The sequence below is a fragment of the uncultured Gimesia sp. genome (genome assembly GCF_963976445.1).
GTDB lineage: Bacteria > Planctomycetota > Planctomycetia > Planctomycetales > Planctomycetaceae > Gimesia.
Genome location: NZ_CAXBKP010000021.1, coordinates 77,353 through 93,426, shown reverse-complemented (window position 1 = coordinate 93,426; position 16,074 = coordinate 77,353). Strand labels below are relative to the sequence as shown.

12 protein-coding genes are annotated in these 16,074 nt (G+C 47.3%); 8 read left to right on the top strand and 4 right to left on the bottom strand.

Going from position 1 to position 16,074, the window contains the following annotated elements; translation table 11 throughout:
* Positions 1–36 precede the first annotated feature (36 nt).
* From AAC022_RS20100 to AAC022_RS20085, 4 genes are all read right to left on the bottom strand, one after another.
* Positions 37–1,104 (bottom strand): FHA domain-containing protein, encoded by a 1,068-nt coding sequence (locus AAC022_RS20100; RefSeq protein WP_339733848.1) that lies wholly within the window; start codon positions 1,102–1,104, stop codon positions 37–39.
* Positions 1,105–1,188: 84 nt separating this feature from the next.
* Complete coding sequence (locus AAC022_RS20095) at positions 1,189–2,373, bottom strand: Mov34/MPN/PAD-1 family protein (RefSeq protein WP_339733847.1); 1,185 nt, start codon at positions 2,371–2,373, stop codon at positions 1,189–1,191.
* Positions 2,370–3,566: a ThiF family adenylyltransferase gene (locus AAC022_RS20090; RefSeq protein WP_339733845.1), complete on the bottom strand. Its 1,197-nt coding sequence runs from the start codon at positions 3,564–3,566 to the stop codon at positions 2,370–2,372. The genes AAC022_RS20095 and AAC022_RS20090 overlap by 4 nt, the downstream gene beginning before the upstream one ends.
* A 24-nt stretch (positions 3,567–3,590) precedes the next feature.
* Positions 3,591–3,863 (bottom strand): EsaB/YukD family protein, encoded by a 273-nt coding sequence (locus tag AAC022_RS20085; RefSeq protein ID WP_339733844.1) that lies wholly within the window; start codon positions 3,861–3,863, stop codon positions 3,591–3,593.
* Positions 3,864–4,905: 1,042 nt separating this feature from the next.
* Here AAC022_RS20085 and AAC022_RS20080 point away from each other — a divergent pair.
* The 8 genes from AAC022_RS20080 to AAC022_RS20045 all read left to right on the top strand — a co-directional run bounded on the left by AAC022_RS20080 (position 4,906) and on the right by AAC022_RS20045 (position 16,057).
* A complete protein-coding gene (locus tag AAC022_RS20080; protein WP_339733842.1) occupies positions 4,906–7,572 on the top strand; it encodes a cation-translocating P-type ATPase in 2,667 nt (888 codons plus the stop codon).
* Between the two features lie 194 nt (positions 7,573–7,766).
* A complete protein-coding gene (locus AAC022_RS20075) occupies positions 7,767–8,630 on the top strand; it encodes a DUF1559 domain-containing protein (RefSeq protein WP_339733840.1) in 864 nt (287 codons plus the stop codon).
* A 106-nt stretch (positions 8,631–8,736) separates the two neighbouring features.
* Positions 8,737–9,111, top strand: coding sequence for a BlaI/MecI/CopY family transcriptional regulator (locus tag AAC022_RS20070; RefSeq protein WP_339733838.1), 375 nt, complete (start codon positions 8,737–8,739; stop codon positions 9,109–9,111).
* Positions 9,108–10,262 (top strand): M56 family metallopeptidase, encoded by a 1,155-nt coding sequence (locus AAC022_RS20065; RefSeq protein WP_339733836.1) that lies wholly within the window; start codon positions 9,108–9,110, stop codon positions 10,260–10,262. The genes AAC022_RS20070 and AAC022_RS20065 overlap by 4 nt, the downstream gene beginning before the upstream one ends.
* Positions 10,263–10,459: 197 nt before the next feature.
* Positions 10,460–12,556 carry an LTA synthase family protein gene (locus tag AAC022_RS20060; protein ID WP_339733834.1) on the top strand — a complete coding sequence of 699 codons (2,097 nt, stop codon included), beginning with the start codon at positions 10,460–10,462 and terminating at the stop codon, positions 12,554–12,556.
* Positions 12,557–12,765: 209 nt separating this feature from the next.
* Positions 12,766–13,947: a phosphatase PAP2 family protein gene (locus tag AAC022_RS20055; protein WP_339733833.1), complete on the top strand. Its 1,182-nt coding sequence runs from the start codon at positions 12,766–12,768 to the stop codon at positions 13,945–13,947.
* A gap of 336 nt (positions 13,948–14,283) precedes the next feature.
* Positions 14,284–15,582, top strand: a complete 1,299-nt coding sequence (locus AAC022_RS20050) for a sodium-dependent bicarbonate transport family permease (protein WP_339733831.1) — start codon at positions 14,284–14,286, stop codon at positions 15,580–15,582.
* Positions 15,583–15,745: 163 nt separating this feature from the next.
* On the top strand, positions 15,746–16,057 hold the full coding sequence (locus tag AAC022_RS20045; RefSeq protein ID WP_339733829.1) for a hypothetical protein: 312 nt from the start codon (positions 15,746–15,748) through the stop codon (positions 16,055–16,057).
* Positions 16,058–16,074: the final 17 nt, after the last annotated feature.

Below are 16,074 nucleotides of genomic sequence, written 5' to 3'. Positions count from 1 at the left end.
TGATGGGTTGAGACGGTTCAGGTTACGAAAATTCTATCAACTGGTATTTTCTTTGAAAGAAAATTCGAGCACTGTTTTTCCAAGTACAATTTGATCTTTGTCTTGTAATGTCGTTGAGGTGATGGGGATCCCATTAATATAGGTTCCATCAGGGGTACTGCAATCTTCGATTTCAAAGCGACCTCCTCGATTGATAATTAACGCATGTCGCGGTTCAATCGCATCATCTTTGAAAAGATAGATATCGGCCTTGGGAGAACTTCCCAGAACGGTTGTGTCCTTGTAAATAATAAATTGCTTTCCGGCGAGCGGCCCTTTCTGCATCAAGACCCAGGCCGTTTTTGTCCAGCCTTCGACAAGCCCGATAAACAATCCCACAAAGATACCAATAGTCGTTAGTCCGACCGCTCTAGAATAGGTTGCCTGACCATCTTCACTGGTGAGGACTAAGCTGATTGGATCGAACAAGAGTCCTCCGATGAGACCCCCTAGAACGGCACCAACCAGTCCGTTGATAATCACTTTCTTTTCCTTCAGAGCAATTCCCTGTCCGATTCCTGCAGGAATAGAAACGATGCTCCATGCAGCAGCCCGTCCCATCATCAACACCAACAGAGCCATGCCCATCGGCATCTCTCCGGGTATGGGATCGTCCATCAATCCCAGCGCGATTGCTGACATGATGCCGAATACGATTCCCGTTGGGAATAATGCAATCAATCCCCCAAGAAATCCCACGCCCAGGCCGACAGCACTTGATTTGATTGCGCGCAGAGTATTTCGACAAATAAGACCTTCTGCAGCGCCCAGAAAAAGACCGATAAAAGCAGCCGTTACGGGGAACAGAAGCAGTCCCGCAATGTTGAGTTCCTCGCCGATTTCATTGTCATCGAAGAACGGTTCGAGTATCAGCCACCCCAGAAAACCACCCAGACCACCACAAAACGCCATATAGAACCAGTTGGCGTAGATGACGCGAATGATCCAGGGACGGTCGTTGATCGGTCCCGCATCTCTCCGGAGAAAGGACTGCAGTTCGACATATTCATCAACGTCACTTGAATAAAGCTCATCTGACGTGATCTTCATGGAATCTGACATCATGTGATCCTTAATTTGATGAAATCGCCCTTCGTTTATTTATCGTCTCATCACTGATAAATAAAATGACGGAAAAATAGTGTATCCCTATTTGCTCTCTGATTTCAATGTCTCGGTTTCTTGAGGTACTTTATTTCTTGTATTTAACTCATTTGGTTTCTTAGCGGAATCGGACTGATTCTGGGGTTGTTGCTCTGTTGTATCAGCATCTGATTTGGAATTGGCTTTCTGACCATCTTTGAGTTCTCTTTGCTTACGTTTTATATATTTCGTCAGTGCCTTGCGTTCCTGGTCTGTTAGCCCATATTGTGTTTGAATCATGCTTAAAGCTTGCGAACACAGCGCTAGGGTTTGAGAAATCGCCATTCGCTTCTTTTTTTCAATTTCAATTTGCTCTTTTGTCGACCCTTCCGGCATTGTTGCTGAAAGTGTTCCAAACAGATGGTTGACTTCCTGCAGACGCTGATTAACTTCTCGGAGTTTATCCTCAAACCCAGGCTTGATTAATTTATTTGTGCCGTAGTGTTCTACAACACCAGTGACAATCATTTCCTGCTCCCATCTTGATTTAGCTCCTGCGAGCAGGTATCCAATCAGAAACAGACTGAGCCCCATCAGAAGTTGGATGGAACCTCTAAAAAATGGAGGTTCTTCTCTCTGTAGTGTGGATGGAGAGTGAGAATCTGAATGGAAGGGGGAAGCGACATTACCAGATTGGTTCAAAGGTGCTTCACTGGCTTCCAGGCTCCAGACTTTTTCGCCCACCCAATAATGACTCATGAGAACTGGTTTTCCATTTCTCCATTCAAACACGCCCTCCAGTTTTCGAACGGGATCGACAACATATGCGACTTGACCGGGACCTGAGAAAAAATTTTCCTGTATGAAAACATCTCGATCAGAAAGAAAAATTCCAAAATCAGGATGAGAGTGATACCAGCCGATGATTCTCAAATCTGAATATTTAGAATCCATGTCACTGTTGATTTGAGACCATGATTCGTGAGTAAACGTGACTTCTGCAAATTTACTGGCTGCCTGATTACAGCGAATATATTGAGTGATATTAGCAAAAGGGCCATGTTCGTCTCGGTGCCATTCACCTACAAGTACACCGCAAATTTCGACAGTTGTATCTTTAGCAGCGTGATCCTGAATGCCTTGGTGAACAGTGGGCGAGATTAACAGACGAAAATCGGAATGTGGCTTAATCGGAAATTCTACTTCCGAAAAATTTTCGTTTTTTAGCTGATGTATATCGGGGCCGGTCATTCTTTATTATTCCCTGATGCGAGAGGCCCCAACACCTGTTGGCGATCTCCGGATAATTCATAATATTTCTGTTCCATTCCCATCCGCCCGGTAAGAATATCCCACAATGGAACTCCCAGTTCATTCAGCGTCAGATCGAGAAATTTCGAATCGGAATTGAGTGAGTGGAAAAAATGGGGCACCCGATGTTCCCCGCAATCGGGGCAAATTGCATTACTCTCGGTGACTTGCCCCAGTGAAGAGTGATAAATCTCTGTTTCCTGACAGGAATGGCAGGTGAATGATTCAATCAAATCCTGATTAAACTCGACAACGGCTTCTGGACCAAGGTCAGATAAGATGATATCGAGAAACGTACCAGCTTGGATCTGGCTGTTCTGAGAGAGCTCAATGATGGGTTCAAAATGATCATGAGTCGGACAGTCTTCCAGACGGGAGTATTTCACAAGATAACTCTGATGATTCGTACCATCGAAAACATAGCCTTGTCCTTCGAGTGTTTCGAGTCCATGAATCATCTTCAGGGCTTCCTGAACTTGAATTCCGGCAATGACGGATGAGGTTGTGGGAGTTGTGGGAACTTTTCCCTGTTCCATTTCGTCGCGAGTCAACAAGGCACAGCTTCTTCGAGACTCAAGCATTTTCCAGTCGACTTCGTTCATGGTACATTCGTAACAGGGACCAGTCAGAGGATTGAAAACTCTGGCAACCCCATCAAGCCGTTCGATTGCACCATCAATCCAGGGCTTACCTACGCGCGCAGCAGATTGGTTTATGGCAACGCGTGCTTCGCGGTTGTCGAGTCCGCCGAGAATGACATCTGCCCATCGATAGACTCCCAGCCCTAGGTCATAAACGACATTGCCGTGAAAGAAGTGTGAATTCATTTCCGGGTAGATGGAACGTGCCCGCTCTGCAGCAACTTCTGCTTTGCTGCGTCCACAATCTGCTTCGCGATAGAGAATTGATCGCGAAAGATTAGAGTTTTCGATGTTATCCAGATCGGCAACCATCAGATTACCGATACCTAAGAGGGCAAGATTTTTAATCAGCTCATTTCCGATTGCTCCCGCGCCAATGACCAGGGCATTCGATGAAGATAGTTTTTCCTGATCCCACCACCCGATCAGATTAAATCGAGAAAACCGGTCGTCAGGCTGGTCGATATCGGTCAGATTAAGAACATCATTCATGTGATTCACTTTCGCCCTATTCGTTCAAGATCCTGCTGTGATTTCCGGTTGCAGGCGGAGAATGTCACCATCTTGAACCATTGCAGACTCTAACGTATCAGAGTGTAAGAGCTGGCGTCCGGAGCTTTTGTGATGAAATTTATAGCTCATCAGTTGCCCGTCCGGGCTATGGCTTGGAAGATTCATTCTCCCAATCAGAACGGATATGAGACGGTCAATTTCCGCATCATTCGGAACTTCAATGACTTGTCTTTTGTTTCCGGTTGCGTCCCAGACTTCAATTTTGATATCGCTCATTTGGACTTAACTTTCCCCACATTCCAAAGTAGAAATTGCGTGAACGAGTGATTAGAACCGGTGCGATTCTCAGAGTCAAGGAATCAACGGTTTACATATCTGGTAACATAAAAATCTTAATGAAGTGATCCGTAAGAAGTGGTTTCGAGTGACAACGGGATTGTGAACACTTGTAATGAATCGCCAGACTGGGGTGAGAGGGTATTTAGACCAGAAAATGGTGATAAAAAAGGAAGCATAAAAGCTTCTTATGCCATCTTTCAGTTTGTTTAGGAAGTCGGAAAATCTATTTCAAACTTTGATTGACTTGGTTTTGAGAAATCATAGAGCATGACTCTTGGAAGATCTCTTTAGATAAGCGGATGTGTCCATTTGTGCAAGTCAGTCAAGTCCTGAATGATACGAGTTTGAGGAACAACCGTGTGAGGGCGGTTGAGCGTGTCGTACAAAATATGAGGGTGGTCTACCCCAAGTAATCGATCAATTGTCGCCATGATATCGCCGGGAGTGATCGGGCTTTGTATGGGGACAGCACTTGAGCGGTCATTGGCACCGTAAACGAACCCCGCTTTGATGCCACCAGTTGAGACAACGAAATCCTCATTGTGCCCAGCACACCAATACGCAGTAATTCGCGACGTGAGAATAGGTTCTCTGGCACACAGACATTCATTATCAATCTCGTGTTCCTCGAATATCGTCAACAGAACAAGCTGTGATCAATCCAGACACTGCATCACCGATCTTTCATTTGAACCACATCGATGCCATTAAGTCTATCGCGCAATCAATTCTATTCGTTTACCAGATTACGATTATGATTTTAGCTCTCGTTGTTGAATCCGGGTGACTATAGCTGAATTGCAGAGAATTCGATAAAATCATTGAACGCGTTGCTGTACGAAGTTTGGTACAACGTGTTGTGCAGTGATGGCGATAATTACCACAATCAGAATTAAGAATAGTCTCAATCGAGGGAAGTTGTTTGGTCGCATAACGCCTCATGCTTCATTCGGTTTATGAGAGGTGATTGATGAGCGGAATGGAAACGAGATCAATCAACTGGCACCAGTTTGATCCAACAGATGTCGCGGAAAAATTAGAATCGTCTGATCAGGGATTGAGTTCCCAAGAGGCCCGACTGCGCCTGGAACGCGTCGGACCAAATGAACTGATCGAAAAAAAACGGAAATCATTAGGGATGATGTTTCTGGATCAGTTTAAGGATTTTATGATCTTGGTACTGATTGCTGCGGCTGTTGTAGCGGGAATCATAGGCGAACCGGCAGATACCATCACCATCGCGGTGATTGTCTTGTTGAATGCCGTACTTGGGTTCGTTCAGGAATACCGCGCCGAGAAGGCGATGGCCGCACTAAAAAAAATGGCAGCCCCTTCGACGACTGTGGTACGGGACGGACAGGTTGAATCAATCACCGCGGAGCAGCTTGTTCCTGGAGATCTGGTGATTCTGGAAGCGGGTAATGTGGTGCCAGCTGATCTTCGATTGACCGAAACGGTTCAGCTGCAAGTTGATGAAGCTGCATTGACCGGAGAGTCGATGCCCGTAGAGAAGCAGACTGCGTCACTCGCGCACGAAGAACTCTCTCTCGGCGACCGGAAAAATATGTCTTATAAAGGAACGCTGGTTACCTTCGGCCGAGGGCGTGGTCTTGTAGTCGGCACGGGGATGCAGACGGAACTGGGACAGATCGCTGTTTTGTTGCAGGATCAGGAAGAGGGACGAACCCCACTTCAGAAGCGGTTGAATACATTTAGTCAAAAGCTGGCGTATGCCGTGCTGGCGATTTGTGCCATCGTTTTTCTCGCTGGCCTTCTGCGGGGCGAGCCCCCTCTGTTGATGCTGCTTACGGCGATTTCTTTGGCTGTAGCAGCCATTCCGGAAGCGTTACCAGCGGTGATTACGATTTCATTGGCACTTGGGGCCCGGAAACTGGTTAAGCAACAGGCTCTGATACGTAAACTTCCCGCAGTGGAGACGCTTGGATCGGTGACCTATATCTGCTCTGATAAGACAGGGACACTGACTTTAAATCGCATGACTGTGGAGCAGGTTTATGTCGAGGGGCATGTTTGCCAAACTGAAGACCTGGCAGCGACAAAACCAATCTCAGCTTCGGAAGATTCGTCCGTTGAGAGAAATCAATCCGAAGAATTATTGCTTGCTCTAGCGCTCTGCAATGACGCGCAGCATGATGTTTCAGGTGAAATTATCGGTGATCCCACTGAAATCGCGCTGTTTGAGCTGGCGCAAGAGAAGGGCTTCGTTCGAGAGAAGCTTGAAGAGAAATACCCCAGACTGGCCGAGATCCCCTTTGATTCGGAACGAAAGCTGATGACCACGTTCCACCCATGGGAAAACGATCAGATCATTTCTTTCACCAAAGGGGCGGCTGAGGAAATCGTCGAACGCTCCGAGCGATTACTGACTCACGAAGGTCAGGCAGAGATCAACCGCTCAAAAGTTTTAGAAGTGTCGGAACAGATTGCCGGTGAGGGACTCAGGACCTTGGGATTAGGACTGCGGGTCTGGGACGCGCTTCCTGATCCACTGACTTCAGAACACGTGGAATCAAAACTGGTCCTGATTGGAATCGTCGGTATGCTGGATCCACCTCGTCCCGAGGCAGCGGAGTCGGTGGCTCAATGTCGGTCTGCAGGGATTCATCCAGTGATGATCACAGGGGATCACCCGCTGACAGCCGAGGTGATTGCCAGACGAGTCGGAATTATCAGTGGGCCAGGGGAGTCCGTCATGACCGGCCAGGAACTCGAACGGCTTCCCCTGGATGAATTTGAAAACAAGGTGGAAAAGATTCGGGTCTATGCACGAGTTGCACCGAAACAAAAATTGAAAATCATCAAAGCACTGCAGGATAAAGGTCACTTTGTGGCGATGACCGGGGATGGCGTCAATGACGCGCCGGCTTTAAAACGGGCAGATATTGGAGTGGCGATGGGGATTACTGGCACCGATGTCTCTAAGGAAGCTTCCCACATGCTGCTACTGGATGATAACTTTGCGACCATTGTCAAAACAGTCAGAGAAGGCCGGCGTATCTTTGATAATATTCGCAAGTTTATCAAATACACGATGACCAGTAATTTAGGCGAAATATGGACCATCTTTCTGGCACCGCTGCTTGGTTTGCCGATTCCCCTGCTGCCAATCCATATCCTGTGGATCAATCTGGTCACTGATGGTGTCCCTGGTCTGGCATTAGCAGCCGAGCCAGGCGAGAAAAATATCATGAGTCGTCCCCCCAGAGATCCGAAAGAGAGTATTTTTGCACGAGGTCTTGGAACACATATTATCTGGGTAGGGCTATTGATGGGGGCTATTTCTATCATGACCCAGGCCTGGTTCATCGATGCTAAACAGGCGCACTGGCAAACCATGGTCTTTACCGTACTCTGCTTGAGTCAGATGGGGCACGTCTTGGCCATTCGATCCGAAGAGGAATCATTCTTTACGCAAGGGGCCTTCTCTAATAAGCCACTTCTCGGTGCCGTCTTACTGACTTTCCTATTACAGATGCTCACGATTTATGTGCCATTTCTCAATCCCATTTTTAAGACCGTACCACTCACGGCCGGGGAACTGGCGGTAACGCTGGCACTCTCAACGATCGTTTTCCTGGCAGTGGAAATAGAAAAAGCAATTAAGCGTTCCAAGAAGCATCATTGAGTCGCTTGAGGACACCCACGGCCATTCTCCAGTTGTTTTTCTTTTCTGTATTCCGATGAGTGCAGTGCTTTCCCTCGGGGGAATACGGCAAAAAGATACGCTTGACAAAATACTAAAGGATTAGTAAAAAGCGACTTCTCAATGGAATGGGCACTGAAAAAGAAACAAGACACATGAATTATGGATCGAATCAAATGAGGGCTTGTTTGCCGTCCCAGCAACGGAATGATTCTCAGTGCCGTGGTTTTACAGTGCTTGAATTACTGGTGACGTTTGGTGTGATCACCACTCTGGTCAGTCTGATCCTTCCGGCTGTTAGTTCTGCACGTGAAGCAGCGCGTCAGTTACAGTGTAAAAATCAACTCAAACAAATCGGCCTCGCGCTACATTCTTATCACGAGGTCAGCGGTTGTCTGCCTGCTGGCTGGCAGTGGGAAAGCTCAAAAAAATCCATCTATAGCTGGGCAGTCCCCTTATTACCCTATCTGGAACAACGGGCGATTTATGATCAAATTGATCGGAACCAGATTATCAGCCACCCCTCCAATCAGCTTGCGCGAAGTATTTCGATTGCCAACTTTCGGTGCCCGTCAGACATCGTAGACCCAACGTTTATCCTTTATAAAGAAAATGCCTACAGTGCGACAATGGTTCCGCTCATCGAACTACCGACAGCCAGTTATGTTGGCGTGTATGGAACAGTGGAAGCAGACGATGGCATCCCAGCGCCTCCCGGAGATGGGACATTCCGTGAATCGATCCCAGTTCGCTTTGCCCACTTGCAGCGTGGCTTAAGTAATACGATTATTGTCGGAGAACGCACGATGGCACAGGTACCTTCAACCTGGTTGGGAGTGGACTATTCAGGTGAGGATGCCGCATGCCGTATTGTGGGCAGTGCGATGACTTCACCGAATTGTAAACTGTGCGATGAATGCGAATTTTCCAGTCGCCACCCCGGTGGCGCACATTTTTTATGGGCCGATGGTCGGATTCGAATTCTTTCCGAATCGCTTGATTCGTTGACTTACCAGAGGCTGGCTCGCAGGACAAATTAGCTCTAAACAAAGGCTGTTTGACGTTGCTTGATCTGCGGTGTGATTGATGAAAAAATTGAATTATGAGAACTAAGTATACGTCGATTCGAGTGAAAGGGATTGTTTCATGTCAAAATATCATTTAACCAAATGTGAACTCGAAGTGATGGATATCGTCTGGAAAAAAAGACGTGCAACAGTCCAGGAAGTCGTTGATTCATTGGAACGTCCCTTGGCCTACACAACTGTGATGACGACCTTGAAGATACTCGATGAAACACGAGGCGTTGTTCATAAAAAGAAAGAAGGTCGTGCATTTGTCTACGAACCAGCGGTTTCACGTGAGAAGGTCAGTCGGAGTATGGCGAACGACCTGACACAGCGTCTGTTTGATGGTTCGGTCAAGTCACTCGTATTGAGTCTGGTCGGGAGTGATACCATGTCTCAATCGGATATCGAGGAGTTAAAACAGGCAATTCAGTCACTGGAGGAAGACGTATGACCTCAACTCAATTTCTGGAGTTAGTCGTTTCCGTCTCCGTGCAGGCCGCATTTGTGATTATCGTGGCCCATTGGCTGGGACGACTGGTAAACAGCGAACGGGTGCAGTGTCAACTTTGGACGGTCTGCTATGTGGCCTTATTAATGCTACTCGTCGTTGCTTTACTATTTCCTCATCCCAGATTGTTCCAACCCTGGTCTTCGATTGATTCACAGAGTGCAACAACACTGGTAACGTTCGAGATGCAATTAGGACATGCACTGTTTTTGATCTGGTTAACGGGAGCCGTGGTTTCTCTATTGGTATTTCTGATTCGTGCTGTTCAAGTGAATCAATTTCTCAAATCATGCCAGCTGATTGATCCCGATCAAATTATTTCCGATAAGGATCGGAATGAGACACCTGAATTATCAGGTGCGCCATTGAAGCAAAGGCTCCGATTGCTGACAAGTACAAGATTGATGACTCCTTTCTGCTCACAATTTCATCATCCCTATATTGTATTGCCCGAATATCTACTCGGATTTGATCAACAAAAACTAAACTTCGTTATTCGGCATGAATTGGAACATCTCAAAACCGGGCATCCTCTACAGTTATTTCTGCAGCGTCTGGTCGAGGCGGTCTTCTGGTTTCATCCGATGGTCTGGTGGGCATCGCAGCAGTCCGCATTGAGTCGGGAATTTGCCTGTGACGAAGCAGCAATTGAGTCGCCGGCAGAGATTGCCATGTATTTGCGAACGTTGCTGACGATCATTGAATATAGCGCATCACAGGCAGACGATACTCCAACACCACTGGCATTTGGACGCGGAAAGAGCCTCACGGCGAAGCGTGCGCGACGTTTAACACAAATTGCGAAAAATCAAGATACGCGCAGCCGCATTTCGGTTTCCGGATTCATGGCATCCGTCAGTCTTTTCGTGATCGCTGTTTTCACTGGATGTGTGTGGGTACCCGTAGATGTGCTTGCCTCGCCGCGTGCAAACTGGTCACCGTGGCCAACCTGGACGGCAGACGCGTTGCATGATTTTGGTTTTTCCGTGCATGATTTCGACGCGTACAACGGGCGAATTGAATTACACGAATTATTAGAGCATCGTGAGCCTGAAAAAAACGGTCAGGAAACGCAGCAAGACAATCGCGGGTGAGTCTGTTTTTTTGCAGATTAATACTAAGAAATTAGGAGTACGAGGGGCGGGGGAACAGTGATAAACGGGTACATTTTTTTATGAAGAACTACTAAAAGATTCGGAGTTCAGGCAGGACGTTTGACCTCGTCTCCAGTGACAGTTGATTTGAATTATTGATAACAGTGATCAGGTTTTCGAAGAAGGATATTCGAGACATGTTAAATATCTTGCCAGCATCGGGTACAGAATTAAATCGATCAGATTTAGACTCTGCTGCAGCATCAAAATCTCAAAACATGGTGTTGGTTCAACGAAACTGGTTTTCTGCATTCTCAGAATGGTCGGGGCGGTATTCTGTGATTGCCATCATTTTTGCAATCACGGTTTCCTATCTGATTCTACTGCGTACCGTGATGGTGGTGTCCTATGTTGATCTGGTAAAAATATCCTTCTGGCAGGGGCTCAGTCTGTTTTTCGTCGGATTTCAGTTCGATGTGCTAGTTGCATTGTGTTTCGTGGTTCCCCAGTTATTACATATCACCTTCGTTTCGAATCAAAGAATTGCAGGGCGAGCCAGCCGCTGGTTACTGGATGTGACGTGGATCATTGCATTTCTGTTTCTGCCGTTCCTGTGCATTGCTGAATTTATTTTCTTTGATGAGTTTCAATCGCGACTGAATTACATTGCCTTTGAATATATCGTCTATCCTACCGAAGTCTGCTGTAATATCTGGCAGTCATACCCCTTGATCGAACTTCTGGCCACAGTTAGCCTTTGTGGAGGGATTTTCTGGTTTCTGTTGCGGAAGTATTTCCACAACAGGATTACGACCCCCATGCCCTGGACGCGGCGTTACGGATTCCTGCTAGCCGTTCTCACGAGCATCATGATCTTGTGGACAACGACCGGTGCGGAAAGTCGTCAGGTATCTCGCGACCGTGTCGTAAACGAGTGTACCTGGAACGGATTATACAGTTTCGTGTATTACGCGTGGACCTGTCGTTTTGACTTCAACAAAAATTATGTCACGCTGGAAAGTTCTGAAGTCGACCAGCAATTGAGGGATCAGATTGTTGGCGATCGAGATGAACTGAAAAAGGGTTCGAATAATCCCGTAGATCGTATTGTGAACACGGGGAGACCACAGCAGGATTACAATGTGGTCCTAATTCTGGAAGAGAGCCTGGGGTCTGATTTTATTGGTGTTTTAGGCGATGGCCGCAAGCTCACTCCTCACTTCGACGCACTGACCAGAAAAGGAGTCTTGTTTGATAATTTTTATGCTACAGGAAATCGAACGGCGCGTGCATTAGAGGCGGTACTGACCTCTATGCCGCCGATTCCTACTGAATCGATTCTCAAACGAGATCATTCCGACCGTGTTTATACTCTCGCAAACGTACTCGCCAAACGTGGTTACGAGCGTCTGTTCATGACCGGGGGAAGAGGCTTGTTCGATGGAGTGCGTTCCTTCATGAAGTCGAACGGGTTCAACCGATTCATTGAGCAGTCAGACATTCAGGATCCGATCTTTGCCAATGCCTGGGGAGTCAGCGATGAAGATCTGTTTCGCAAGGCGTTAACTGAACTCGACAGCTTGCATACAGCTGGTCGCCCATTTTTTGCTACCATTCTGACTGTTTCCAACCATCGCCCTTACACGTACCCGGAAGGTCGAATTCCTGAGAATGAACAGACACGTGAAAACGCAGTTAAGTATGCTGACTGGGCATTGGGCTATTTCTTTCGCGAAGCAAAATCGCACGATTTCTATCAGAATACGATCTTTATTGTGATGGGGGATCATGGAGCCCGGGTTTCTGGTAGCCAGCTTTTTCCCATGAGTTCCTATCGAGTTCCGGTTTTAATGATTCAACCGAAGGGAACAGGCGAGGGGACACGCTGTAGTACCTTAGCCTGTTCGCTGGATATCGCACCGACCATCATGGGCAGGCTTGGTAGTGACTACCGTTCGGTGTTTTTCGGTTACGATGCGCTTCACGCTGATCCGAAAAAAGGGCGTGCAATCATGCAGCACAATCACGATGTCGCATTGCTTAATTCTCAAGATCAGATGGTTGTTCTCGGGTTTGGTAAATCAGCAGAAAGTTTTGAGCTTGATCGAGCCAGTTATCAGCTGGAACAGCAGCACGTTCCCAATCAGAAATTACTGAAAAGCGCAGTTTCGTATTTTCAATCAGCGTTCGAACTATATTATTCGGATCGGTGGTTTCCGGATCTCAATATACAAACGAAGGATGCTCAAACTGTGAAACGAAATTTAGATCACGAGCAGATTTCTTCAAAATGAGCCATCATTCATTCTGAGTTTCAGAAATAAATATGTTGAGTGAAATGACTGAATTCATCCCTGAAATCCCTGTTGGACGTACCGACTCGCCGTCAGAAAATATCTGAAATTTAATTGGTATTCCATGCCCTGATTTAGAACGCTCTCGACTCCTTTCCCTTCAAGACATCCCTTCTTACTTACCTTTCTCTCAGCTTAATTATCAAATAATGATCTCATCTCAAACGCTGACATTGCATACCGGGTATGCGCGGTGCCGGTTGCGAGGCTGCCAGATTCTGGTCTCCTGGTGTATCAGCGCGCTCGTTTTATTGACAGGTTGTGTTACCACCAAACAGACAGAGCACATCAATTCGTTTGTCACACGCGATTTCAGTACTGAATTAAGTGAGTCGCCAGGTTACCAGCGAGTGAGTGAGCCAATCGTGGTTGGTTCTGAGGTCGAAACTGCCGATGAAGTGCGTAACGGTTCTACCTATCCGGATTGGCTTCATATGCCGCCTGAGGGGATCCATTATCCCCCATTGCATCAACCGGCTGAGATCGTGGAAGATCCATTCGGACCAGGCAGCGAACCGCCGGCGTTGATCACGGTCGAAGGTTTTCTGTCAAACGCCCCTGTGGGCGGTTCCAATGAGTTTGATCGCACGTTTGATGACGGACTGCAAGGGGAACAGTTGACTTTATGGAGTCAGGTTAAAGCAGACCATGTCAATTACTATTCTCAAGAATCACTCACCTGGTTAGCGGGAGGCTTTGGTGTGGGAGCCATCATGGCGAATACTTCGTTAGATGGGGGAATCCAGAATCACTTTCAGTCCAGTGTGCACAGTGCCAGTTCAGACGAATGGCTGCATGGGTTGCATGCACAAAAAGAACTGGGTAATGGTCGTTACACGCTTCCGTTGTTTGCAGCCGCCTGGGCAGCAGGGGCGCTGTTTGAAAAGATCCCACTGGTCAACGCCACGGGGGAATGGGGCGAACGTTCGATACGGGCTATTATTGTCGGGACACCTCCGATGTTGGCGATGCAGTATGTCACCGGTGCCTCACGCCCGGGAGAAACCACCGCGAATGCAAACTGGAAACCATTTCAGGATAATAATGGTGTGAGCGGGCACAGCTTCATGGGGGCAATCCCGTTCCTGGCGGCGGCAAAGATGACAGATAAACCACTGCTCAAACTCGTTTTCTACGCCGGTTCGACACTGGCACCGCTGTCCCGAGTCAATGACAACAGGCATTATCCATCACAAGTCTTCCTCGGTTGGTGGATGGCCTGGATTGCGACCAATGCTGTCGATGCCACACAAAACGCAGATCGAAACTGGTCCGTGTTTCCGATCTCGTATTCCGGTGGAACAGGTATTGCTTTCGAGTACCGCTGGTAAGTCATGAACTCAGAAGAGCAGGTGGTCCGAACTGCATGTTCTTGCGTGTCAGCTGCAGATTATTGCACACCAGGAGAGGTCAGGCTGCCCTGAACTTGTTTTGCCAAAGCACTCCCATCAGATTTTACATGCTTTTTCTCAAGTGATTGATCCCGTTTTCAGAGTTCTCAATTCACGCCAGCGAAATAAAACAGAAAAATATCGGGGATGGCATAACGCTTGCATAAGGTCGTTGTGTGCTTTCCACGTTGGCAATTCAGCGTGAAGTTCCTTGCCGCATCACTCCCCAATTCGGTACTGAAACCGTCTCAATTACCTACCAGAGGAAACTAAGCTATGCTAGCCGATTTCTTACATAATTTTGCTCATAACCTGTTCAAGCCGCTGCTGTTATTTTTCTACATGGGATTTCTGATTCCGATTCTCAAAGTCCCCTTTGAATTTCCGAAAGCAGTTTACCAGGGGTTGACCCTCTATCTGCTTGTGGCCATTGGCTGGCACGGTGGTGAGGAACTGGCTTCGCTTTCACTGGCCGAATTTGGGCAGGCTTTGGGGTTCATGGGAATTGGGTTTGTCACGAACCTCTGTATTGGATTATTTGCTTATTTCATTCTACAGCGAACCACCAAGTTGCGACAGGTTGATGCGGCGACAGTCGCCGGGTTCTATGGTTCGGATTCAGCAGGAACCTTTGTGACCTGTCTGGGAGTGATTGCCGCAGCAAACATTGCTTATGCAGCTTATATGCCTGTGATGCTGGCCGTCATGGAAATTCCTGGTTGTCTGGTCGCGCTCTTTCTTGTGTCGCGATTAAGGCAGAAAGGCATGGACCCTCATGGGAATATGCCTTATGAACCCGGCTTTCAACCAGCAACTCAACCAGCGTTAGAAATGGCAGGAGGAGAAGCAGTTGAATATTCAGAAGAATTGCAGGGCGAATCGCTGAGCCAGGGTAATGCTTATCCCTCACATGGTCACACTGCAACAGCTGTTGTGGATCTGCCACAGACAGGGACAAAGCGACAACTGGCTGCAGAGCTGGACGTCGCAGATGATTTAGAGATTGAATCAGATGAGGAAGAACCTTCAAAGAAAGAACCCATTTTCAGCAAAGAACTTTTACATGAGGTCTTTCTAAATCCAGGGTTATATCTTCTATTTGGTGGGATCGTCATCGGATTTCTGGGACGACTTCAAGGGGAAGCAGTGACCCGGGCTGATGACACATTGTTTGTCAATATTTTTCACGGAATGTTGTGCTTGTTTCTGCTGGAAATGGGTATCACCGCGTGTCGACGTTTGAAAGATCTTAAAACGGCTGGTTGGAGATTTATTCTCTTCGGTGTACTGGCCCCGAATGTGTTTGCATTCGTGGGCATTGTCGTAGCCCATGGTTACAGCATTGTATTAGGGCAACCCTTTGGCTTGGGGACTTATGCTTTGTTTGCCGTACTGTGTGGTGCAGCTTCTTATATCGCAGTGCCGGCGGTACAAAGGCTGGCGATTCCCGAGGCCAGTCCCACGCTGCCTTTGGCAGCTTCGCTGGGGCTGACATTTACCTATAATGTGACGATTGGTATTCCCGTCTACATGTTGATGGCACAGTCCATCATGACAGCGTTTCCTGTGACATAACCGGCCCCGGCCCCGGCTCTGGTTGGAAAGCCCTAATTCAGCCAGAGTCATTTTCATCAATGGCAACAATTGCAAACTGATATTGCCATTCAGTTTATTTTGCTAATCCATTCATTTTCGAACTTGCTGAATATGATCTAACCTTACACAGGAATATGTTTTCATGACTATAACAACAGAATTAACGAAAGTCATTGTGATTACAGAGACCCATTTCGAATCAGAAATGTTAAACCATTTCCGTGAGTTGGGCATTAAGGGATTTACTTGCATGAATTGCTGGGGGCAGGGGCATCATCAGGTATATGATGAACCATTTATCGGCCACTCTCAGACACGTATTGAAATCATCACAACCGAAGCCATCGCCGATGCCATCGTAGATTATTGTCGCCAACCACGCTATGAAGCTCATGCTGTTACCGCATATTTGGAAGTGGTACGCGTGCGAGATGCATCCAAATTCATTGCTTAATCATGTTTCGCGCAAAA

Bases quoted from the DNA above. Each gene is read 5' to 3' on its own strand.
- AAC022_RS20100 (WP_339733848.1), bottom strand. From the start codon at position 1,104: ATGATGTCAGATTCCATGAAGATCACGTCAGATGAGCTTTATTCAAGT.
- AAC022_RS20095 (WP_339733847.1), bottom strand. From the start codon at position 2,373: ATGACCGGCCCCGATATACATCAGCTAAAAAACGAAAATTTTTCGGAA.
- AAC022_RS20090 (WP_339733845.1), bottom strand. From the start codon at position 3,566: ATGAATGATGTTCTTAATCTGACCGATATCGACCAGCCTGACGACCGG.
- AAC022_RS20085 (WP_339733844.1), bottom strand. From the start codon at position 3,863: ATGAGCGATATCAAAATTGAAGTCTGGGACGCAACCGGAAACAAAAGA.
- AAC022_RS20080 (WP_339733842.1), top strand. From the start codon at position 4,906: ATGGAAACGAGATCAATCAACTGGCACCAGTTTGATCCAACAGATGTC.
- AAC022_RS20075 (WP_339733840.1), top strand. From the start codon at position 7,767: ATGAGGGCTTGTTTGCCGTCCCAGCAACGGAATGATTCTCAGTGCCGT.
- AAC022_RS20070 (WP_339733838.1), top strand. From the start codon at position 8,737: ATGTCAAAATATCATTTAACCAAATGTGAACTCGAAGTGATGGATATC.
- AAC022_RS20065 (WP_339733836.1), top strand. From the start codon at position 9,108: ATGACCTCAACTCAATTTCTGGAGTTAGTCGTTTCCGTCTCCGTGCAG.
- AAC022_RS20060 (WP_339733834.1), top strand. From the start codon at position 10,460: ATGTTAAATATCTTGCCAGCATCGGGTACAGAATTAAATCGATCAGAT.
- AAC022_RS20055 (WP_339733833.1), top strand. From the start codon at position 12,766: ATGATCTCATCTCAAACGCTGACATTGCATACCGGGTATGCGCGGTGC.
- AAC022_RS20050 (WP_339733831.1), top strand. From the start codon at position 14,284: ATGCTAGCCGATTTCTTACATAATTTTGCTCATAACCTGTTCAAGCCG.
- AAC022_RS20045 (WP_339733829.1), top strand. From the start codon at position 15,746: ATGACTATAACAACAGAATTAACGAAAGTCATTGTGATTACAGAGACC.